16 protein-coding genes and 1 pseudogene are annotated in these 20969 nt (G+C 67.7%); 6 read left to right on the top strand and 11 right to left on the bottom strand.

Annotation, left to right across the window (positions count from 1 at the left end):
- Positions 1 to 30: 30 nt before the first annotated feature.
- A complete protein-coding gene (gene urtA, locus HV783_RS08840; protein ID WP_054500609.1) occupies positions 31 to 1293 on the bottom strand; it encodes an urea ABC transporter substrate-binding protein in 1263 nt (420 codons plus the stop codon).
- A gap of 197 nt (positions 1294 to 1490) precedes the next feature.
- On the opposite strand from urtA, the gene HV783_RS08835 reads away from it, so the two are divergent.
- The 4 genes from HV783_RS08835 to HV783_RS08820 all read left to right on the top strand — a co-directional run bounded on the left by HV783_RS08835 (position 1491) and on the right by HV783_RS08820 (position 7156).
- On the top strand, positions 1491 to 4883 hold the full coding sequence (locus HV783_RS08835; RefSeq protein WP_175189005.1) for a hybrid sensor histidine kinase/response regulator: 3393 nt from the start codon (positions 1491 to 1493) through the stop codon (positions 4881 to 4883).
- A complete protein-coding gene (locus tag HV783_RS08830; protein ID WP_175189004.1) occupies positions 4852 to 5760 on the top strand; it encodes a response regulator transcription factor in 909 nt (302 codons plus the stop codon). The genes HV783_RS08835 and HV783_RS08830 overlap by 32 nt, the downstream gene beginning before the upstream one ends.
- Positions 5761 to 5907: 147 nt before the next feature.
- Positions 5908 to 6627 (top strand): hypothetical protein, encoded by a 720-nt coding sequence (locus HV783_RS08825; RefSeq protein ID WP_049076297.1) that lies wholly within the window; start codon positions 5908 to 5910, stop codon positions 6625 to 6627.
- 52 nt (positions 6628 to 6679) lie between these two features.
- Complete coding sequence (locus tag HV783_RS08820) at positions 6680 to 7156, top strand: hypothetical protein (protein WP_049076298.1); 477 nt, start codon at positions 6680 to 6682, stop codon at positions 7154 to 7156.
- Positions 7157 to 7195: 39 nt separating this feature from the next.
- Here the strand turns inward: HV783_RS08820 and HV783_RS08815 are convergent, their stop codons facing one another.
- From HV783_RS08815 to HV783_RS08770, 10 genes are all read right to left on the bottom strand, one after another.
- Entirely contained in the window at positions 7196 to 8173 is a 978-nt protein-coding gene (locus HV783_RS08815; protein ID WP_175189003.1) for a Bug family tripartite tricarboxylate transporter substrate binding protein, read from the bottom strand.
- An 86-nt stretch (positions 8174 to 8259) separates the two neighbouring features.
- On the bottom strand, positions 8260 to 9462 hold the full coding sequence (tcuB, locus tag HV783_RS08810) for a tricarballylate utilization 4Fe-4S protein TcuB (protein WP_175189002.1): 1203 nt from the start codon (positions 9460 to 9462) through the stop codon (positions 8260 to 8262).
- On the bottom strand, positions 9449 to 10864 hold the full coding sequence (tcuA, locus tag HV783_RS08805; RefSeq protein ID WP_054500604.1) for an FAD-dependent tricarballylate dehydrogenase TcuA: 1416 nt from the start codon (positions 10862 to 10864) through the stop codon (positions 9449 to 9451). The genes tcuB and tcuA overlap by 14 nt, the downstream gene beginning before the upstream one ends.
- A gap of 146 nt (positions 10865 to 11010) precedes the next feature.
- Positions 11011 to 11937, bottom strand: coding sequence for a LysR family transcriptional regulator (locus tag HV783_RS08800; protein ID WP_049076303.1), 927 nt, complete (start codon positions 11935 to 11937; stop codon positions 11011 to 11013).
- A gap of 120 nt (positions 11938 to 12057) precedes the next feature.
- A complete protein-coding gene (locus tag HV783_RS08795) occupies positions 12058 to 12957 on the bottom strand; it encodes a c-type cytochrome (RefSeq protein WP_175189001.1) in 900 nt (299 codons plus the stop codon).
- Positions 12950 to 14302 carry a c-type cytochrome gene (locus HV783_RS08790; protein ID WP_175189000.1) on the bottom strand — a complete coding sequence of 451 codons (1353 nt, stop codon included), beginning with the start codon at positions 14300 to 14302 and terminating at the stop codon, positions 12950 to 12952. Before HV783_RS08790 ends, HV783_RS08795 begins: the two co-directional genes overlap by 8 nt.
- Before the next feature lie 254 nt (positions 14303 to 14556).
- Positions 14557 to 15255 carry a glutathione S-transferase N-terminal domain-containing protein gene (locus HV783_RS08785; RefSeq protein WP_063582130.1) on the bottom strand — a complete coding sequence of 233 codons (699 nt, stop codon included), beginning with the start codon at positions 15253 to 15255 and terminating at the stop codon, positions 14557 to 14559.
- A gap of 275 nt (positions 15256 to 15530) precedes the next feature.
- Complete coding sequence (locus tag HV783_RS08780) at positions 15531 to 16871, bottom strand: MFS transporter (RefSeq protein WP_081273461.1); 1341 nt, start codon at positions 16869 to 16871, stop codon at positions 15531 to 15533.
- A gap of 50 nt (positions 16872 to 16921) precedes the next feature.
- The gene (gene ertC, locus HV783_RS08775; RefSeq protein WP_175188999.1) at positions 16922 to 18061 is read right to left on the bottom strand and encodes a thiohydantoin desulfurase; all 1140 of its coding nucleotides are present in this window, start codon (positions 18059 to 18061) and stop codon (positions 16922 to 16924) included.
- A gap of 213 nt (positions 18062 to 18274) precedes the next feature.
- Complete coding sequence (locus HV783_RS08770; protein WP_049076313.1) at positions 18275 to 19171, bottom strand: LysR family transcriptional regulator; 897 nt, start codon at positions 19169 to 19171, stop codon at positions 18275 to 18277.
- Between the two features lie 101 nt (positions 19172 to 19272).
- Here HV783_RS08770 and ertD point away from each other — a divergent pair, with 101 nt between their 5' ends.
- Both ertD and HV783_RS08760 read left to right on the top strand, forming a co-directional pair.
- A complete protein-coding gene (gene ertD / locus HV783_RS08765; protein WP_175188998.1) occupies positions 19273 to 20628 on the top strand; it encodes a hydantoin-5-propionate amidohydrolase in 1356 nt (451 codons plus the stop codon).
- Positions 20629 to 20633: 5 nt separating this feature from the next.
- Positions 20634 to 20969 (top strand): annotated as a pseudogene (locus tag HV783_RS08760) (Zn-dependent hydrolase); the annotation flags it as partial.

Here is a 20969-nt window from a genome sequence, read left to right as displayed (position 1 = left end):
GCGCCGCGCGCGGCGCCCGGATCGAGGGGATTACTGATAACCCTTGGGGAAGGGATCGGGCTTGATCAGTTCCGGGGTTTCGAAGATCACGTCGAACTGGCCGTCCTTGCGGATCTGGCCGATGCGGGTCTTGCTCCACAGGTGATGATTGGGATCGATCTTGACGTAGCCTTCGGGCGCTTCCTTGAACTCCAGCCCGGCCGAGGCGGCGACCACCTTGTCGACATCGAAGCTGCCGGCCTTCTCCACCGCCATCTTCCACAGCCAGGGGCCCAGGTAGGCCGCCTGGGTCACGTCGCCGATCACGGCATTGGCGCCGTACCTGGCCTTGAACGCCTCGACGAATTTCTTGTTGTTGGCGTTGTCCAGGCTCTGGAAATACTTCATGCAGGACCAGAAGCCCTCGGCGTTTTCCCCGCCGATGCCCAGCAGTTCATCTTCGGTCACCGAGATGGTCAGGAGTTTTTGCTTGCCGCTGGTGACGCCGGCCGCCTTGAGCTGCTTGTAGAACGACACATTGCTGCCGCCCACCACCACGGCGAAGACGACGTCGGGCTTTTTCAGTTTGATCTTGTTGATCAGCGAACCGAACTGCGTGTGGCCCAGCGGGTAGTATTCCTCGCCCACCACTTCGCCCTTGAGCACGTTCTCGATATGCTTGCGGGCGATCTTGTTGGAGGTGCGCGGCCAGATGTAGTCGGAGCCGATCAGGTAGAAGGAGCGCGCCTTCTTCTCGCGCGCCAGCCAGTCCAGGCTGGACAGGATCTGCTGCGTGGCCTCCTGGCCGGTGTAGAAGACGTTCTTGGACTGCTCCAGGCCTTCATAGAAGGTCGGATAGTAGAGCAGGCCGTTTTCCTTCTCGAACACCGGCAGCACCGCCTTGCGCGAGGCCGAGGTCCAGCAGCCGAACACGGTGGCGACCTTGTCGCTGACCAGCAGTTTTCGCGCCTTCTCGGCAAAGGTCGGCCAATCGGAGGCGCCGTCTTCCTGGATGATCTTGATCTTGCGGCCCAGAATGCCGCCCATGGCATTGATCTGCTCGATGGCCAGGCGCTCGGATTGAATCGACCCCGTTTCGCTGATGGCCATGGTGCCGGTCGCCGAGTGCAACTGGCCCACCGTGACTTCGGTGTCGGTAATGGCCAGGCCGGTGCTGTTGATGGCCGAGGTGGCCGGGGCGGCCGCGCGCGACAGGGCCGGTATGCCCAACAACGGCAGGGAGGCAAAAGCCAGGGCCAGGCGCCGGCGCGAGGGCAGTTCCGGCGCGGTGTCAAAAGGGGGTTTGCCAGACATCGATGACTCCTCAATGGATCACGACCAGGGAAACCGAGCATGCGCGGCGCATGCCGCGGCCCGGCGGGTGAAGGCATACTAGGAGCCCATGACGCAGCGCAACATACGTTGATTGACGTACAGGCAGGCCCGCCCCCGGGCGTTACAACGGCAACTACGTTCAATGACGTATCCCCTACCCCCCCCCGGAGCCCGACTTGTCCGCCAGCGCGCCCCAACGCATCGTCAAGATCCGCCGTGACTACAACACCTGGGTCGCCAATGAGACGCTGGAAGACTATGCCCTGCGTTTCACGCCGGTGTCGTTTCGCAAATGGTCGGAATTCCGCGTCGCCAATACCGCCCTGGGCGCAGTGTCCTTCCTGGCGCTGGAAGCCATCGGCGGCGCGCTGGCGCTGAACTATGGGTTCATCAATGCCTTCTGGGCCATCATCGCCGTGGCCCTGGTCACCTTTCTGACCGGCCTGCCGATCGCCTATTACGCGGCGCGCCATGGCCTGGACATGGACCTGCTGACGCGGGGGGCCGGCTTCGGCTATATCGGCTCGACCATCACCTCGCTGATCTACGCCTCATTCACCTTCATCTTCTTTGCGCTGGAGGCGGCCATCATGGCGCTGGCCATCGAGCTGGCCACCGGCCTGCCGCTGTCCATCGGCTACCTCCTGTGCGCCGTGGTCATCCTGCCCATGGTGGCCTATGGCATCACCTTCATCAGCCGGCTGCAGTCATGGACTCAGCCGATATGGCTGGTGCTGCTGCTCCTGCCCTATGCCTTCGTCGCCTTCCGCGACCCGGGCACGTTGCAGGAGTTCCTGCGGTTTCCGGGCCATGACGGCCGGGGCGGCGGTTTCAATCTGCTGATGTTCGGCTCGGCGGTGGCGGTGGCCGCTTCGCTGGTGACGCAGATCGGCGAACAGGTCGACTTCCTGCGCTTTCTGCCCGAACGCACGGCGGCCAACCGCCGGCGCTGGTGGCTCGCCCTGGTCTGCGCGGGCCCGGGCTGGATCCTGCCGGGCGCGGCCAAGATTCTGGGCGGGGCCTTCCTGGCCTGGCTGGCGCTGTCCCGGGGCGCGCCAGCCGACAAGGCCGGCGACCCGACCCACATGTATCTGGCGGCCTACACCTATGTCGTCAGCGATCCCGGCCTGGCGCTGGCGCTGGTCACCGCTTTTGTGGTGGTCTCGCAGGTCAAGATCAATGTGACCAATGCCTATGCCGGCTCGCTGGCCTGGTCCAACTTCTTTGCCCGCATCACGCACAGCCATCCGGGCCGGGTGGTGTGGCTGGTGTTCAACGTGCTGATCGCCGTGGTCCTGATGGAGATGGGCGTGTTTGGCGCGCTGGAGCATGTGCTGGCGGTGTTCTCGCACGTTGCGCTGGCCTGGATCGGCGCGCTGGTGGCCGACCTGGTGATCAACAAGCCCCTGGGGCTGTCGCCGAAGCGGATCGAGTTCCGCCGCGCCTATTTGTACGACATCAATCCGGTCGGCGTGGGCAGCATGCTGATCGCCATGACGCTGGGCCTGCTGGCTTTCGCCGGCGTGTTCCCCGGCACGGCGGGCGCGCTGGCGCAGGCATTGTCGCCTTTTGTGGCGTTGCTGGCGGCGTTCGTCTGCGCGCCTGTCATCGCCTGGCGCACGCGGGGACGCTACAACCTGGCGCGCAAGCCGGTCGACGTGGCGGGTTCGGATCATGTCTGCGTGATCTGCGCCAACCGTTTTGAACAGCCCGACATGGCGCACTGCCCGGCCTACAACGGGCCCATCTGTTCCTTGTGCTGCACGCTGGATGCCCGCTGCCAGGATCGCTGCAAGCAGCAGGGACGGCTGAAGGACCAGGTGCAGGCGGTCCTGGGCCGACTGTTGCCGGCGCGGGTCACGCCGCTGCTGCATAGCCGCCTGGGCCACTACCTCTTGATCGTGGCGGGGATGGGGACGCTGCTGGCGGGCATCCTGGGCCTGATCTACTACCAGGAGTACGCCAGCCACATGCGGGCCGGCCTGGACCCCTCGGGCTTGCGGCCCACCTTCTTAAAACTCTACGCCGCGTTGTCGCTGATCGGCGGCGTGTTGGCCTGGTGGCTGGTGCTGGCCCATGAAAGCCGGCGCGTGGCGCAAGAGGAATCGGATCGCCAGACGCATTTGCTGCTGCGCGAGATCGAGGCGCACAAACAGACCGACGCGCAGTTGCAGCAGGCCAAGGAAGCGGCTGAAAGCGCCAATCTGGCCAAGAGCCGCTTCATGGGCGGCCTGAGCCATGAATTGCGCGCGCCGCTGAACAGCATGATGGGCTATGCGCAGATTCTGCAGCGCGACCCGGGCTTGCCGCCCGCGCGGCGCGAGGCCATCGACGTGATTCATCGCAGCGGCAAGCATTTGATCGGCCTGATCGATGGCCTGCTGGACATCGCGCGCATCGAGGCGGGCAGGCTGCGGCTGGAGAACAGCGAACTGCGCCTGCCGGAGTTTCTGGAGCAGATCGTGCAGATGTTCCGGCCGCAGAGCGCCCTCAAAGGGCTGGCCTTCCGCTATGAGGCGACGGAATTGCCTTCCATCGTGCATATCGACGAGAAGCGGCTGCGGCAGATCCTGATCAACCTGCTGAGCAATGCGCTGAAATTCACCTCGGCCGGGCAGGTGTCGATGCGCGTAAAGTCTGCCGCGGACATGGTGCTGTTCGAAGTGCAGGACAGTGGACGAGGCATACCGGCCAAGGATCTGGAACGCATCTTTCTGCCCTTCGAGCGCAGTTGGGCGGCGGCGGAAGAGGCGGAATCCGGCACGGGCCTGGGCCTGACCATCTGCCGCATGCTGACCGGCATCATGGGCGGCGAGCTGACGGTGCGCAGCGCCGTCGGCCGCGGCAGTGTGTTCACGCTCAAGCTGTTTCTGCCGGAAGTGCGCTCGCCCCGCAGCGACGCCAGGCCGTCGGGACTGGTGGTGGGTTATCGCGGCGAGCGGCTGCGGATCCTGACGGTGGACGACCAGCCGTCACAGCGGCGGCTGGTGCGCGACCTGCTCGAGCCCCTGGGCTTCGAGGTGCACGAAGCGCCGCATGGCGCGGCCTGCCTGGCCTGCGTGCATACGCTGCGGCCGGCCCTGATATTGATGGACGTCTCGATGCCGGAGATGACCGGATGGGAGGCGCTGCGGCGCTTGCGGGATGAAGGCGTGGCCGTGCCGATTGTGATGCTGTCGGCCAATATCCTGGGGCTGGATCCGAAAGATCCGACGCAGAGCGGGCATGACGCGTTCATTGCCAAGCCCGTGATATACGAGGACCTGCTGAGCCAGTTGGGCCGTCTGCTCAGGCTGGACTGGCAGGTGGCGCAGGTGGAAGCGGCCCTGCCGGCAGGGGATCTGCACCGGGTGGCGCTGGAGCGCGAGGATGCCGAAGCGCTGCTGGAGCTGGGGGCCATGGGCTACATCAAGGGCATACAGGCGAAGCTGGAAGAAATACAGGGCCGCCGGGCCGAAGCGCGGGATTTGACGGCGCATCTGCGGATGCTGGCCGGCGAATTTCAACTGAGCGAATTCAATCAAGTGCTTAAACACCATGTACAGCGTCACCATGCCCACGCCCGATAAGAACCTCGTCATGCTGGTCGATGACGCCCCGGACAATCTGAAAATGCTCTCCACCGCATTGGATGAAGCGGGGTATCAGGTGCTGGTGGCAACCGACGGCCAGTCGGCCATAGAACGGGTGGATTTCGTGGTGCCGGACATCGTGCTGCTCGACGCGGTGATGCCGGGAATGGACGGGTTCGAGACCTGCGCGCGCCTGAAAGCGCATCCGGCGGCCGGGGAGGTGCCGGTGGTGTTCATGACGGGCCTGACCGAGCCCGAGCACGTGTTGAAGGGGTTTCGGGTGGGCGGCGTGGATTACGTGACCAAGCCGCTGGATCCGGATGTGGTGGTAGCCAGGCTGCAGACGCATTTGCGCAATGCGCGCAGCCTGTCGGCGGCCTTTGACGCGATCGATGCGGCGGCGCGAGCGGTGGTGGCGCTGGACGCTCGCGGGCTGCCGATCTGGAAGACCGGCAAGGCGCGGCTCTGGCTGGCGGCGTATTACGGTTGCGCCGAGGATGCGACGGAGCTGCCGGCGCCCTTGGCGGATTGGGTGGCGGGCAATCTGGCGGCCGGGCCGGCGGCTGAACCCCTGGTGATCACCCGCGCGGGGGGACGCCTGACCCTGAGTCTGTCGGCATCGCGCCGTAGCGGCGAGACCTTGCTGCTATTGCAGGAGACGGCGCCGTTGGCCGCGGCCTACGGCCTGACGCCGCGCGAGGCCGATGTGCTGCGCTGGTTGGCCAAGGGCAAGACCAATCGGGATATCGCCGAGATCCTGGGCATGGCGCCACGGACGGTGAACAAACACCTGGAGCACCTCTACGTCAAGCTTGGCGTGGAAACGCGCGCGGCGGCGGCGGCGCTGGCGGTGCGGCGGGGCGAGTTCTTTTGAACCGCTCCGCGCCTGGGCCGGGCAAGCCGGTGGCGACATGAAATACGCGATATTGATACAGATGGAAACCCCGGCCCGCCGGACATCGCCTTAGAGTGCCAAGCCTTCAAAGTTCAGGACGGTGCCGCGTCGCGGCCCGCTGCTCGCATGACGGCTTCCTTTCCTCGCATCCTGCCGCGCTACGCGCTTGGCTGCTACCTCGGCGCGGCTGCGCTGCTCTACCTGTTCGCCGCGCAACTGCTGGCCACCGTCGACATCTGGCTGCTGCCGCGCCGGCTGCTGGTCGAGATGCTGCGTTATCGCGCCATGTGGCTGATCTTCTTCCTGACCCTGCCGACCGTGGGCTACCTGTTGTGGCGCGGCTCGGACCTGGTCGCCTGGTGGCGCGCGCCCGCCACGCTGACGCTGGATGAGCGGGCGCTGCATCTGGGCGCGCTCACGGTGCCCTACGGCGACGTCGCTTCGATGCGCCATCGGCACAACCGCGATCACCTGCTGCTGACGCTGGGCAATGGCCGGCGCGTGCGGCTGCGGCTGGCGATCTGGGACCATGCCGACGCATTGCTCGACCTGCTGGACGCGCGCGTGGGCGGCCATCTCGAAGCCGACGTCCGGCGCCGCATCGATGCCGGCGCCACCGTCTCCTTCGGCGCGCTGGGCATGAACGCGGCCGGCCTGGTCCACAAGGGCCGGCCGATCCCGTGGGCCAGCATCGACACCATCCGCACGCAATCCGACAGCGAAGGCATGGAGACCGACGAGACGCTGATCATCGTCGCGCGCGGCAAGACCCACAAGGTCGACCGCTCCGGCATCGACAACGAGCCGGTGCTGCTGGCCTGCCTGCGGCATTACCTGCCCGCCTGATTCAACGCCCGCCCGCATGGCGGCCATTCACCCTTAGCCCTTCAACCCAGACATGGAAATCTACAGCTCCGCCTCGCACCAAGCCCAGACCCTGGCCGATCGCCCGGTCTACCACTCGCGCAACCGCCTCATCGCCGGCGCCGTCATCTGGACAGTGGCCGCGGTGGCATTCGGCGCGCTGGCCGCGCGCGCCCGCGGCAATCTGGGCGGCATGGCGTTCTTCGCCGCCATCGCGGCCATCGGCGTGTGGCTGGTGATCCGCTGCCTGATGCGCGCGTTCGGCGCCCCCAAGCCCGTCATCACCTTCACCCGCGAAGGCCTGCGCGTGACGGACGGCACGCTCATCCCGTGGCGCGCCATCAACGAGAACACCTACGTCAACCAGACCTACGTCGGCATTCCGATCGGCCGCCAGATCCAGCTTAAGACCTCGCTGCCGGATCGCAAGCGCGTGCTGATCCCGGCCATGGCGCTGGCGATCAGCGGCGACGAATACCTGGCCCTGTGCGACGCCTACCAGGCGGGTTGAAGCCTCACCGCTGAGGCGGGACGCCGCCGCGCAACGCGCTCAGTTCGCGGTGGCGCCGGAATCCTTCACGGCCTGCGCCCAGGCCGCGATCTCCCGGTCGATGAATGCGCCGAATGCGGCCGTATGCAGGGTCGATGCCTGCGCCCCCTCTTCCATCAGGCGCTGCCGGACCGTCGGCGCGGCCAAGGCCCCGCCCAAGGCTTCGTTCAAGCGCGCCACGACCGCGTCCGGCGTGCCCGCCGGCGCCACCACGCCGTGCCACGACAGCGCCTGGAACCCCGCCAGGCCCGACTCCGCCATGGTCGGAATCTCGGGCAATGCCGGCGAGCGCTGCGGCGAGGTCACCGCCAGCGCGCGCAGCGTGCCCGCCTTGACGTGCGGCAGCACGCCAGGAATGGTGGTGAACATGAAGTCGATCTGACCGCCGATCAGGTCAGTGATGGCCGGACTGCCGCCCTTGTACGGCACATGCGTGAACTGCAGGCCGGCGGCCCGTTTGAACATCTCGCCGGCCAGGTGGCCCGGCGTCCCCGCCCCGGCAGAACCCATGTTGCTGCGATCGCCCTGCGCCTTGACGTAGGCGATCAGGTCGGACACGGTCGCGGCCTTCACGTTGGGACCGACCACCAGCACGTTGGGCACGGTGGCCAGCAGCGTGATCGGCGCGAAGTCCTTGACCGCGTCATACGAGATGCGCGAATACAGCGACGGGTTGATGCCATGCGTGCTGGCGGTCGCCAGCAGCAGCGTATAGCCGTCGGGCGCGGCCGATGCCACCTGCTTGGCGGCGATGGTGCCGTTGGCGCCGCCCTTGTTGTCGATCACGATGGTCTGCCCCAGCGTCTTCGCCGCCTCGGCCGCCACCGTGCGCGCCAGGATGTCGGAGGTGCCGCCGGCCGAATGCGGCACGACCAGCGTGATGGGCTTGGCGGGAAAGGTCTGCGCGTGCGCGGCCGGCAGCGCCGGCAGCAGACAGGCGGCGGCGAATGCCGCGCGGGCAAGGCGATGAGGGATCATGCAAGTCTCCTGGGGAATATTGGGATCGCGGCGTCTTCGAGGACGCCGTCATGCGCGGAGCGGCCGGCGGGCGGCCGCTCCGCGGCTCAATCGGCGCCCAACCGCAACTTGTCGGGCTGCCGCTTCTCGATCGACCACTTCAACAGCGCGGCCGAGCGATAGACGCCATGGGCGAATTTGCCGTAGGGCAAGGTCAGGAACAGCGCCATCACCACGCCCAGGTGCACTGCCAGCAGCAGGGCCATGGCGCCGGTATCGCGGCCGGCCAGCAGCGCCAGGCCGGTGGCGCTGGTCAGCAGCAGCAAGGCGATGAAACCCCGGTCCATCGGCTTCTGCGCCGCGTCGCCCTGCAGCGGATGGCGCTTCAGGTTCAGCCACAGCAGGCCCGCCGGCCCGATCAACAGGCCGATGCCGCCCGCCGTGCCCAGCAGCACCGGCGCGCTCCAGAACGGATACGGCGCCTGCTGTCCCAGCAGGTAGTGATACAGCGTGGCCACGCAGGTCGCGGCAAAGCACAGCATGAAGCCGTAGAACGTGAAATGGTGGAAGCGCCGGCGCCACAGGGTGAAGGCATCGTCGGCGTTGTTGCAGCCCTTGCCATGGCCGCCGTCCAGGTAGCGCAGGCGCAGCGCATCGTGCGCGGCCTCGGCCACCGCCGCGCCGCTGGCCGCGCCTGGGCTGACGTCGCGCCAGAAGCGCGCCGCGCCGATGCCCAACGCCAGCATGGCAAAGCCGAACACCGCGCCGAACATCAGCGCCAGCGTGTTGTGCGGGAACACCGCATAGAAATTGCCCGCCATGGGCGCGTGGAACAGCCCGCCCGTCAGCATCACCGTCAATGCCAGAAACAATGCCAGTCCCGCCGCCGTGGCCAGCGATAGCGCCAGCCCGTTGCGCCGGTACAGTTTGCCCAGCACGGCCGGAAACGCGTACTCGGTGTAGGTCTGCAGCCGCACCTTGGCCATGGCCTGCGGCACGTTCACCGCGAACTCGTGCGGCGGCGCGTACTGACAGGCGTGCAGACAGGCGCCGCAGTTGTGGCACAGGTTGGCCAGGTAGTTCAGGTCGGCCTTGCCGAATTCCAGGCGCCGGGTCATGGCCGGGAAGACGGCGCAAAAGCCTTCGCAATAGCGGCAGGCATTGCAGATCTGCATGACGCGCGCCACTTCGGCTTCGTCGGTGCTGAGCGCGGCGCCACGGCCATGCCAGCGCACCGGCTGTTCGACCATCGCCGGCGCGGCCTGCGGGAACGATTGGGCCTCGCGGGCCAGGGTTTCAAGCTGCCGCATGCTGTGCTCCTGCGTGATGCGATTGGCGCGCGGCGGCCGCGGCGCGCGTGCCGGCAATCCGGCCGAACGCGGTGCCGATGGACATGCCGACGCCCGCCGTGTAGCCCTTGCCCAGCACGTTGCCCGCCATCATCTCGCCGGCCACGAACAGGTTGTCGCTGGGAACGCCGTTGAAGCGGACCGCGGCGGTCTCGTCCACCTTCAGGCCCAGATAGGTGAAGGTGATGCCGGGCCGCAGCGCGTAGCCGTAGAACGGCGCGGTGTCGATGGGCCGGGCCCAGTGGGTCTTGGCGGGCGCCAGGCCCTCGGTGCGGCAGTCGTCCAGTGTCGTATGGTCGAAGGTGCCGGTCCTACAGGCCTGGTTGTATGCGCGGATGGTGTGCTCGAACGCCACCGGGTCCAGTCCCAGTCGCCGCCCCAGTTCCGCCACGGAATCGGCGGTGACGCCGGGAAACACCGGCGGCATGAAACGGCCCACGGCCTTGGCGTCGATGATGGAGTAGGCGATCTGCCCCGGCTGCATGGCCGTCAGGCGGCCCCAGATGGCGTAGCGCTTGGGCCAGAAATCCTCGCCCTCGTCGTAGAAGCGTTGCGCGTCGCGGTTGACCACCACGCCCAGCGAGACGCAGTCGATGCGGGTGCAGATGCCGCCGTCGTACAGCGGCGCGCGCGCGTCGATGGCCACGCAATGCGACTGCGACGGATCGCCGATGCGGTCGGCGCCGGCGTCCAGCATGAACTTGAGCAGCACGCCCTGGTTGTAGCGGGTGCCGCGGATGAGGAAATTGTCGGCCGGCCATTCGCCGCGCTCGTTGCGGCCCCAGGCCTCGCGCAGCCAGTCACGGTTGGACTCGAAGCCGCCCGCCGCCAGCACGCAGGCGCGCGCCTCGATGCGCTCGGCGCCGATGCGGGCGGCCTTGAAGCGGCCGTCCCGCAGTTCCAGCGCGTCCACCGGCGCGTCGTAGCGGATGCGCACGCCCAGGGCCTCGGCGCTGCGGTAATAGGCATTGACCAGCGCCTTGCCGCCGCCCATGAAGAAGGCGTTGGTGCGGGCCACGTGCAGCGCGCCCGACAGCGGCGGCTGGAAATTGACGCCATGGCGCCGCATCCAGTCGCGACAGGTGGCGGATTCGCGGATCACCAGCCGCGCCAGTTTCTCGTCGGTCTGGCCGCCGGTGACCTTGAGCAGGTCCTGCCAGTATTCCTCTTCCGGATAGGCGTCCACCAGCACGTCCTGCGGCGCGTCGTGCATGCAGCGCAGGTTGCGCGTGTGCTGCGAATTGCCGCCGCGCCATTCGCGCGGCGCGGCCTCCAGCAGCAACACGCTGGCGCCCGCCTCGCGCGCCATCAGGGCCGCGCACAGCGCCGCGTTGCCTCCGCCTATCACCAATACATCGACCATGTCATCGTTCCCGGATCAAGGAACGGACTGTAGGCCGACGACGCGCGCCGCGATATCAGCGCGCCGTCAACGGGTCTTCATGATTCGTGAAGGGCGGTATTCCGCCACTGTGTGAGTACCGCTCATGGGCAGCAAGCGCCGCCCGCTCAAGACGCATGCAGCGCGGTCACCGCCCATTTGCCGTCGCGCGCCAGGGTGCGCGAGACGTCGGCCAGCACCAGCCGCGCGGCCAGCGCCGCCGGCGACAATTCGTCGTCCGACAGGCTGGCCAGCAGGTTGGGCCGGAACAGGTCGGCGTCGTCGATCCGCGCCATGGCCAACTGCCCCGGCGCGATGCGGGCGGTGGCGGAACTGGGCTGGATGGTGGCGGCGTAGCCCAGTTGCACCACCTCCATCAACAAGGCCAGGCCATCGACTTCGGCCACCACGCGGGGCGTCAACCCGCGCTGCTGGAATCCCCGGCTGACCAGGGCGCGCAGCCCGTGGCGGCCGCTGGGCAGCACCAGCGGCAGGCCCGCGATCTCCTCCAGGCGGGTGGCGGGGCCGGCGGGCAGGCCCGTCATGCCGCGCCCGGCGCACAGGTACAGGGGCTCGTCCAGCAACGGCGTCACGCTCCAGCGGCGCGCCGCTTCGGCATGGAACACGATGGCCAGGTCGAGCTGGCGGCCGTTGAGCATGTCGGCCAGGTGGCCCGACAACGCCTCGACCAGGTGCAGGCGGATGTCCGGATAGCGCGCGTTCATGGCCTGCACGAACGGCGCCCCCAGGATGGAGGCGGTCGTGGACGACAGGCCGACGCTGACGTGGCCGGCCAGGCGCGCCTGCTGCGCGGCATGGACGGCGTCGTCGGCATGGCGCAGCGCGAGCTGTGCCTGGCGGAAAAACGCCAGCCCGGCATCGGTGGGCACCACGCCGCTGGCGCTGCGTTGCAGCAGTCGGGTGGCCAGCTCGCCTTCGAGCCGGCTGATCTGCTGGCTGAGCGCCGACGTCACCATGCCCAGCGACATGGCCGCGCGGCCGATGCTGCCGGCTTCGACGACGCGAACGAAATAACGAAGCTGGCGCAGTTCCATGGCGGGCCCGGGACGATCACGAGGGAAGACTCGCCGATTGTAGGGCGTGGAGCGCGCCATCCCCCTGCCCGGATCCGGGCCGCCCCGGACGGGACAGGCCCGCGCGTCCGGCTCGGTTGCTCAATAGCGCGCGTCCTTGGGCTTCTTGCCGTCCGGCCAGTCCTTGTCCTTGGGCGGAAAGTCCGGCCGCGGCATGTGGGTGAAGTACTCGGCCACGTCGACCGCGTCCTGGTCGGACAGCACCTTGCCCTCGCCCCAGTTGCCATGGGTATTCACGCCCATCGGCATGCTGTTGCGGATGAAGGCCGCCGCCTTGTAGGTGCGGGCCAGTCCGGCGCCGATGTTGAACGATTCCTCGCCCCACAACGGCGGGAACACGATATTGCCGGCGCCGTCGCGCTTGCCTTCGCCATTGGCGCCGTGGCAGGCGGCGCATTGCGCCGCGTACAGGGTCTTGCCGCGCGCCGCATCGGGCACCAGCTTGGTGTCGATGGGCCAGGCATTCTTGATCTGCACCTGGGCGCCGTGCGGCACGTCCTGCGCCAGCCACTTCATGTAGGCCAGCATCGCCAGCATTTCCGGCGACTCCTTGTCCAGCGGCTTGCCGTTCATCGAGCGTTGGAAACAGCCGTTGATGCGGTCCGCCAGCGTCACTTCGCGGCCCGCGCGCGGATTGAACTGCGGGAACGAATTGACCGAATTGATGTAGGGCGCGCCCAGCGGCTTCTTGCCCTGCTGTACATGGCAGCTACTGCAATTGAGGCTGGCGCCGGTATTGTCCGGCAGCAGCCGGCGGGTCTCGTTGAGCAGGCGCTGGCCGTAGCGGATCTGCTCGGCGTTGGGCGCCTTGTCGATCAGGGTGTCGGACGGAATGGTGTAGTCGGGCAGCCGCTTGCCGTCTTTGTCGAGCACGGCGAAGGTCCTGGTTTCGCCGGCCGGCGCCGGCGGCGCCGCCAGCGCCGCCAGGCCGCCCCCGGCCACCAGCGCCACCGCGGCGGCGATCTTGTAGAGCTTACTCATGCTTGCCTCCCGACACGATGTTCGGCTTCTTGCTGGCCAGGAAACCACGGATGTGCGCGACCTCGTCGCTGGCGATCGGCGGCGCCTGGTTGGTCCAGGCCGTGCGGATGAAGTTGATGACGTCGGTGATGTCCTGGTCGCTCAGGTGGTTGAAGCGCGGCATCGCAAAGGCCATGGCGTCATGGCCATTGGCGGGCATCCTGCCGCCTTCCAGCGTGATCTGGATGATGGACTGGGGGTTCTGCGCGAAGATGGCCGAGTTGCCCGCCAGGGCCGGGAAGATGCGCGGCATGCCCTGGCCATCGGCGCGGTGGCAGATGACGCAATGCTCCATGTAGATCACCGCGCCGCGCGAGTCGTAACGGCCGGCCAGCAGCGACGCCGTGGTGTCGTCCGCCTTGGCCGGGAACACCGGCGCCTTGCCGGGCACCGGCGGCAACTGCTTCAGGTAAGCGGCGATGCTGGCCAGGTCGTCGTCGGTGAAATAGCGCGTGCTGTGCTCGACCACGTCGGCCATGGCGCCGAACACCGCCACCCGGTCGGTGCGGCCGGTCTTCAGGAACAGGGCGATGTCGGCCGCGCTCCAGGAGGCCAGGCCGCGGGCCTCGCCGCGCAGGCTCTTGGCGCGCCAGCCGTCGATCACGGCGCCCGACAGGAAGGCGTCGCCGTCGGCCATGGACAGCGCCTTTTCCTGGTAGGCCAGGCCGCGCGGCGTGTGGCAGGCGCCGCAGTGGCCCGGGCCTTCCACCAGGTAGGCGCCGCGCCTGACCTGCTCGTCGGCGCCCGCTGGCGCGGCGAAGTCGCGCTTGCCGGCGAACAGCAGTTGCCACCAGGCCATGGGCCAGCGCATGTTCAGGGGCCACGGGATGGTGGAGTCGGCGCTGGGTTTGTCCACGGGTTCGACCTGCGACATGAAGTAGGCATAGAGCGCCTGGATGTCGCGGTCGGGCATGATGGCGTACGACGGATACGGCATGGCCGGATAGAGCGCCGCGCCGTCCTTGCGGATGCCGTACTGCACCGCGTTCTTGAAATCGGCGTAGCTGTAGGCGCCGATGCCGCTGGCCTTGTCGGGCGTGATATTGGAAGAGTAGATAGTGCCGACCGGCGTCTGCATCGCCAGGCCACCCGCGAAGGGCTTGTCGCCCGGCACGCTGTGACAGGCGACACAGTCGGCCGTGCGCGCGAGGTAGGCGCCGGCTTCGGCCAGCCGGCGATCCTGCGGATCGACGGCGGCGGTGGCGTCCGTCTTGCGGATGGCGGTCAACAGGTGCGCGCCGCCGATGCCGCCGCCTATTCCCAGCAGCGCCACCAGCGCCACCGCCTTGATCCCGAAATGCTTCATTCTGACCCTCCGTTGCGTGCCGGGCAGCGCGCACGTCGGGGGTTCGTACTGCGTCGTCCAGCTTATGGAGGCAGCTTACGCCTTTCAGTAATAACCATATTACCGAAAAGCATGAAAGGATCGGGGTTGTTTGACGGGGCGCAAACCACGGCGCGTCCTCCGACTCATTAACAGGGCAAGAATCGGAAAACGGTCTGATTTGGGGCGGGAGCGGCGGACCTGGCGGCCGCGCCGACCCGCGCCAATGACCGCCGTCAGGCCGGGATCGTCAGGCCCTTGGCCACCGCCGGACGCGCCACGAACGCCTCCAGCACGCGGGCGACGTTCTTGAACTGCGAGAACTCGACCAGATCGCCGGCGCCATAGAAACCGACCAGGTTGCGCACCCAAGGCAGGATGGCGATATCGGCAATGGTGTATTGCTCGCCCATGACCCAGTCGCGCCCTTCCAGGCGCTTGTCCAGCACGCCCAGCAGGCGCTTGGATTCGGCCACGTAGCGGTCGCGCGGACGCTTGTCCTCGTAGTCCTTGCCGGCGAACTTGTGGAAGAAGCCCAACTGGCCGAACATCGGGCCGATGCCGCCCATCTGGAACATCACCCATTGCAGGGTCTCGTAGCGGCCGGCGGTGTCGGCCGGGATGAACTGGCCGGTCTTGCTGGCCAGGTACACCAGGATGGCGCCGGACTCGAACAGCGCCAGCGGCTTGCCGTCCGGGCCGTTGGGGTCGAGGATGGCCGGGATCTTGTTGTTCGGGCTGAGCGACAGGAATTCCGGCGAGAACTGGTCCTGCGAGTCGAAACTGACCCGATGCGGCTCATAGGGCAGGCCCAGCTCTTCCAGCAGGATCGACACCTTGACGCCGTTGGGCGTGGGCAGCGAATACAACTGGATGCGGTCGGGATGCTGGGCCGGCCATTTCCGGGTGATGGCGAACGCGTCGAGGGAGGACATGCGGGGGAGCTCCTGGAGATCCGGTGGCGGTAAGGGATGACGATCGTGACAGGCGGGACGCCTGGCTGGCGCCCCGCGCGCGTCGGGCAAATGTAGCGCAAATCGCCCGCAAGCAAACGCCCGCCGGCCGCGTCGCGGGCACCCCACGGCGCAACACAGTGTTCCAGCGGAAAGCGCACTGTCAGCGGCCCACGCGGCGAAGGCGGCAGCCTGCTCCCCCACGCCCCGGGCAGCGCGCGGCCACGGCATCCACGGCCGCGCCCGGCGCGTCGGCCTCAGGCGTGGTTCTTCTGCGGCAGCACGGTCAAGGCCACCAGCGCCACCACGCAGGCGCCCATCACATACAGCGCCGGCGCGAAGGCCACGCCGGTGGTGTAGGTGATCCAGGTCAGGATGGCCGGCGCGAAGCCGCCCAGCACCGTCACCGCGGTGTTGTAGGCCAGGGACATGCCGGACGAGCGCACCGCCGTCGGGAACACCTCCGACAGCGCCGACGGCGCGGTGCCGACGTACAGCGCCACCAGCAGGCAGAACGACGACTGCACCACGATCAGCGCGAGCTGCGTGTGGTTGGCCTGCAGCCACATCATCAGCGGATACACCGCGATCAGCAGCAACAGCGCCGAGGCGCGCAGCACGGCGCGGCGGCCGTAGCGGTCGGACAGCGTGCCCGAGAAGAAGCAGCCGCCGATCAGGAAAAGGTTGCCGATCAGCGCGCCCAGGAAGGCCTGAGAGCTGGTGAAACCCATGCTCTTTTGCACGTAGATCGGCATGAAGATGATCAGCGCGTAGGGACCGATGGCCCACAGCACCGACATGCACAGGCCGGTGAACAGCTCGCGCGGATAATCGCGCAGCACACTCAACAGCGGCGCCTTGACGGGCTTGCCGCTGGCGGCCTGGCGCTGCTGTTCCTCGCGGAAATGCGGCGTCTCGTCCAGCGTGCGGCGCATCCACAGGCCCACCGGCGCGATCGACAGGCCGACGATGAACGGAATGCGCCAGCCCCATTCGCCCACCTGGTCTTCCGTCAGCAGCGTCGTGACCAGCGTGGCGACCAGCGCGCCCAGCAGGTTGGAGATGCCCATGCTGGCCTGCAGCCACGAGGCATACTGGCCACGCTTGCCGGCGGGCGCGTGCTCGACCAGGAAGGCGGTGGCGCCGCCCACTTCGCCGCCGGCCGAGAAGCCCTGCAGCATGCGGCCGCAGACGATCAGCAACGGCGCGCCCACGCCGATGGCGGCGTACGGCGGCGCGATGGCGATCAGCAGCGTGCCCAGCGCCATCAGCATGATGGTCATGGTCAGCGCCGCCTTGCGGCCGGCGCGGTCGCCATAGGCCCCCAGCACCAGCGCGCCCAGCGGCCGCACCACGAAGCCCAGCCCGAAGGCCAGGAACGAGGCCATCAGTTGCACCGTCGGATCGGCATTGTGGAAGAAGTTCTGCCCGATATACACCGCGAATAGCGCGTAGACCGAAAAGTCGTACCACTCCAGCGCGTTGCCGATGGAGGCGGCGATGACCGCCTTCTTGGCGCCCTTGTGCTCGTCGGCGCCCGCGTGGGCGGCATTGCCCCCCGCCATCCCCGCGCCCGGGTTGATTGCGATGTTTTTCATTGACGTTCCCGTTGATTCGCCCCGTGTCCGGGGCTGTTATGTGTTGCCTTTCAAACCCGCGTCGCCATCGTGTCGATGCGGTCGATGTCCTTCTTGCCGACTCCGCCCAGCGCGTAGCCGGTGAAGTCCATGCCCAGCGCCTTCTCGACGATGGGGTAGACCGACGCGTCGGTGACACTCGATGACAGCGGGATGTGCTGCTTGGACACGTGCAGGATGGACACCTGCAGGCCCTCGCGCAGCTTGCCGGCGCTGACCGGACTGCCGTCGGCGTCCAGCGTGGTGATCACGTCCGGATAGCAGGCGATGCGCACGCCCTGCGCGTCGGTCACGGCCATGTGTTCGTTCATGACGTGGATGACGCGCTTGCCCGCGCCATCGCCGATTTCGATGGTGCCGATGTCGAAGGCTTCCTCGGTGTACTTGAGCGTGTTGCGCGCCACCTTGCCCGAACCGATGATCTCGCCCTGCGTGGCCTTGCAGATGGCCTCGATGATGGCGCTGCCGCCCTTGGGCTGCGCCGCCAGGATCGCCTCGCCCAGCGCCAGCGCGCGGCTGATGCCGCCCAGCGCGGCGTGGCGCCGCACGTAGGACGCGCGGATCGGGTTGCGGCAACTGGCGATGAAGCCGCCGGCCATGTCGGCGGCGCGGCGCAACACCGGCGACACCTTGCCGGTGGCGCCATGCACGGTCAGCTCCATATAGGCATTGTTGGCGCGGTTGCCGCCCACGGCGCACTGGATCATCGGCTCGGGGCTGCCGGCCAGGCCCAGCGAGCCCATGTCGCCGGTGGGATGGGCGCGGATATCGCCCACCGCGTCCACCACCTTGGTGCCCAGCACCGCCGACGGCAACCAGCCGTTGAGCGTGCTGGACATGCCGTTCTGGCCGATGATGAGGCCATACAGGCGCTCGCCCAGCGCATCCTGCAGGCGCTCGGCCGCCTTGACGTAGTCGATGCCCAGCATCTGCCAGTCGGTCAGGCCGCCCGGCGCGCCAATGGCGGCGGCGGTGGCGATCCAGGCGTCATCGGGCACTTCGTCCATCGACACCAGCTCGGGCCGGCCGATGGTCACGGCCAGCGATCCCAGTTCGCGGCCATGCTCGGCCCAGCCGCCCCCGCCACAGGCGAATACCGAGCCGCCCCTGACCGCGGCCTCGACGTCCCGCATCGTCAAGATTCTTCCCATTGCTGCACCCTTCCTTTCCCGATTGCGTTAGCAGCGCCAGCGGCGCGCGCGCTGGACAGACGAGCGCATCATAGGAACCAATCCCTTTAATGTCGTATTACCTTTTATGCCTTGTTCATAACATCGGGTTAACGGTGGGGCGCGCCCCGGGCAAGGGGCAATCCCGGGACGGAACGGACCTAGGGATATCCCCAGGCGGCGGCAGGGGGAAGATCAGGCGCCGGCAGGCAGATCCAGTGTCACCAGCACGTCGATGAAGGCCTGCGCCAACCGCGACAGCGGCTGCAATTGCAGGTGGAACACGTTGACCGGCGCGTTGACCGTGTCGGCGATCGGCACCGTCACCACATCCGACCAGATCGGCCCGGCCACGGTGATCTCGTCCGCCAGCGCCACGCCGGCGCCGGCCTGCACCAGGGCGCAGGCGACGTGCGCCTGCTGCACCTCGATGCGCGGCTCGGGCTGCGCGTCCTCGGCGCCAAACAGCTTGTGCACCAGCATGCCGAAGGGAATATCGGCGCTGTAGCCGATCAGCGGCTCGCGCGCCAGTTCGGCGGCGGTGACCTGGCGGCGTCCGGCCAGCGGATGGCCGGCGGGCAGCACCGCGACGATGCGGTTCTCGTACAGCGGCCGGGTCGCCAGGCTGGGATGGTTCACGGGCATGTAGGCCACGCCCAGCTCGACCTGCTGGGTCAGCAGCGACTGTTCCATCGCCGCCGGAATCTGCGTCTGCAGCACGATGCGGATTTCCGGATGCAGTTGGCGAAAACGGGCGATGGCGCGCGGCAGCAGCGACTGGCCCAGGCTCGGGCTACAGGCCAGGCGCAATTGGCCCTCGCGGTTCTCGGCCAGGTTGTCGGCCACCTCGTTGACGCGCTGCACGTTCTGGTAAAGCGCGGTCACTTCGACGAACAGCCGACGCGCCTCCGGCGTGGGGTAGAGCCGCCCCTTGATGCGCTCGAACAGCATCAGGCCCAGGCGCTGCTCGGTGTAGGCGATCAGCCGGCTGACGGCCGGCTGGGACACGAACAGCAGCTTGGAAGCGCCGCTGATCGAGCCGCTCAACATGATGGCGCGGAAGACCTCGATCTGGCGCAGATTCAATTTCATATGCTTAACCTGATGTTAATTCCCATGCACATATAAGCATAAGACGTTTTGAATCGCGCTTACTACACTGCCCTACAGTTCTTCATTGGATGGAAGGGGTCATGAGCGATTTCGATTGGGTGGTGCGCGGCAATATCGTCGATCCGCACGGTATCGTGGAAAACGGCTGGCTGGCCGTGCGGGACGGCAGGATCGCCGCGCGCGGCATCGGCGCGCCCCCCGCGGCGCGCGACAGCGTCGACGCCAGCGGGCAGTGGATCATTCCCGGCGTGGTCGACGGCCAGGTGCACTCCGGCAGCCAGGCCAACCAGGAAGGCCTGGGCTGGGCCTCGCGCGCGGCCGCCGCCGGCGGCGTCACGGTCATGGTCGACATGCCCTACGACGATCCCGAGCCGGTCGCCTCGCGCCCGCACCTGGACGCCAAGATCGCCGAGATCGAGCGCGACTGCCACGTCGACGTGGGGCTGTTCGGCACCCTGAACAAGGAACACGGCCTGGCGGCCGCCGCCGGCCTGATCGAAGGCGGCGTCTGTGCCTTCAAGTTCTCGACCTTCGAAGCCACCCCGGGCCGCTTCCCGCGTATCGAGGAAGACGACCTGTACGAGGCCTTCCGCCTGATCGCGCCGTCCGGCCTGGTGTGCGGCGTGCACAACCAGATGCAGGAGATGACGCGCAAGAACATCGCCCGCCTGATCGAGGCCGACGACACCGGCTGGGATGCCTTCATGCGCGCCCATACGCCGCTGATCGAGAACCTGGCCACCGCGCTGATCTACGAGATCGGCGCCGAGACCGGCGCCCGCGCCCACGCGGTGCACGTCTCGACCTCGCGCGGTTTCGAGATCTGCAACATGTACCGCCGCAACGGCCACCGCGCCAGCATCGAGACATGCGTGCAGTACCTGATGCTGAACCACGAGGAACACACGCGCCGCTTCGGCGCCAAGACCAAGCATTACCCGCCGATCCGCCCCAAGGCCGAGGTCGACCTGCTGTGGACCCACATCGCCAACGACGAATGCACCTTCGTGTCGTCGGATCACGTCAGTTGGGGCCTGGAGCGCAAGCAGAACCCCAACGTCTTCAAGAACTCGTCCGGCGGTCCGGGCCTGGAAACGCTGCTGCCGGCCTTCTGGACCGGTTGCGAGGAACACGGCATCTCGCCATCGATGGTGGTGCGCCAGTTGTGCGACAACCCCGCGCGCCACTTCCTGCTGGAAGACCGCAAGGGCACGCTGGAGGTCGGCAAGGACGCCGACATCGTCATCCTGACGCCGGAACGCCATACCTACGATCCGTCCACCAGCCTGTCGGCGGTGCAATGGAGTTCGTTCGAGGGCCGCGAGTTCACCGTGCGCGTGGCGGGCACGTGGTGCCGCGGCCAGCAGGTCTATGACGGCCGCCGCATCGTCAACAACCCGGGCGACGGCCGCTTCCTGCGCCCGCGCAAGGCATGAACGGCATGGCCATGTCCTTTCCGCCGTTGAACGCTGAGCGCCTGTGGTCGCGCGTCGAGACCCTGTCGCGCTACACCCTGCCCGACCAACCCTGGACCCGGCGCGCCTTTTCGCCGCTGTTCCTGCAAGCGCGCGAGTGGCTGCGCGGCGAGTTCGAGGCCGCCGGCCTGGCCACCCGCCTGGACGCCGGCGGCAACCTCATCGGCACGCGCGCCGGCCGCAATGCGCACCGCAAGCCCATCGCCACCGGCTCGCACTGCGACACCGTGATGAGCGGCGGCCGCTTCGACGGCATCATCGGCGTGCTGGCCGGCATCGAGGTCGCCCACACCATGCGGGAA

Source organism: Achromobacter dolens (assembly GCF_902859745.1).
GTDB lineage: Bacteria > Pseudomonadota > Gammaproteobacteria > Burkholderiales > Burkholderiaceae_B > Achromobacter > Achromobacter dolens.
The sequence above is the reverse complement of the archived record's forward strand: the minus strand, read 5'-3'. Positions and strand labels throughout refer to the sequence as shown.

Bases quoted from the DNA above. Each gene is read 5' to 3' on its own strand.
- urtA (WP_054500609.1), bottom strand. From the start codon at position 1,293: ATGTCTGGCAAACCCCCTTTTGACACCGCGCCGGAACTGCCCTCGCGC.
- HV783_RS08830 (WP_175189004.1), top strand. From the start codon at position 4,852: ATGTACAGCGTCACCATGCCCACGCCCGATAAGAACCTCGTCATGCTG.
- HV783_RS08825 (WP_049076297.1), top strand. From the start codon at position 5,908: ATGACGGCTTCCTTTCCTCGCATCCTGCCGCGCTACGCGCTTGGCTGC.
- HV783_RS08820 (WP_049076298.1), top strand. From the start codon at position 6,680: ATGGAAATCTACAGCTCCGCCTCGCACCAAGCCCAGACCCTGGCCGAT.
- HV783_RS08815 (WP_175189003.1), bottom strand. From the start codon at position 8,173: ATGATCCCTCATCGCCTTGCCCGCGCGGCATTCGCCGCCGCCTGTCTG.
- tcuB (WP_175189002.1), bottom strand. From the start codon at position 9,462: ATGCGGCAGCTTGAAACCCTGGCCCGCGAGGCCCAATCGTTCCCGCAG.
- tcuA (WP_054500604.1), bottom strand. From the start codon at position 10,864: ATGGTCGATGTATTGGTGATAGGCGGAGGCAACGCGGCGCTGTGCGCG.
- HV783_RS08800 (WP_049076303.1), bottom strand. From the start codon at position 11,937: ATGGAACTGCGCCAGCTTCGTTATTTCGTTCGCGTCGTCGAAGCCGGC.
- HV783_RS08795 (WP_175189001.1), bottom strand. From the start codon at position 12,957: ATGAGTAAGCTCTACAAGATCGCCGCCGCGGTGGCGCTGGTGGCCGGG.
- HV783_RS08790 (WP_175189000.1), bottom strand. From the start codon at position 14,302: ATGAAGCATTTCGGGATCAAGGCGGTGGCGCTGGTGGCGCTGCTGGGA.
- HV783_RS08785 (WP_063582130.1), bottom strand. From the start codon at position 15,255: ATGTCCTCCCTCGACGCGTTCGCCATCACCCGGAAATGGCCGGCCCAG.
- HV783_RS08780 (WP_081273461.1), bottom strand. From the start codon at position 16,871: ATGAAAAACATCGCAATCAACCCGGGCGCGGGGATGGCGGGGGGCAAT.
- ertC (WP_175188999.1), bottom strand. From the start codon at position 18,061: ATGGGAAGAATCTTGACGATGCGGGACGTCGAGGCCGCGGTCAGGGGC.
- HV783_RS08770 (WP_049076313.1), bottom strand. From the start codon at position 19,171: ATGAAATTGAATCTGCGCCAGATCGAGGTCTTCCGCGCCATCATGTTG.
- ertD (WP_175188998.1), top strand. From the start codon at position 19,273: ATGAGCGATTTCGATTGGGTGGTGCGCGGCAATATCGTCGATCCGCAC.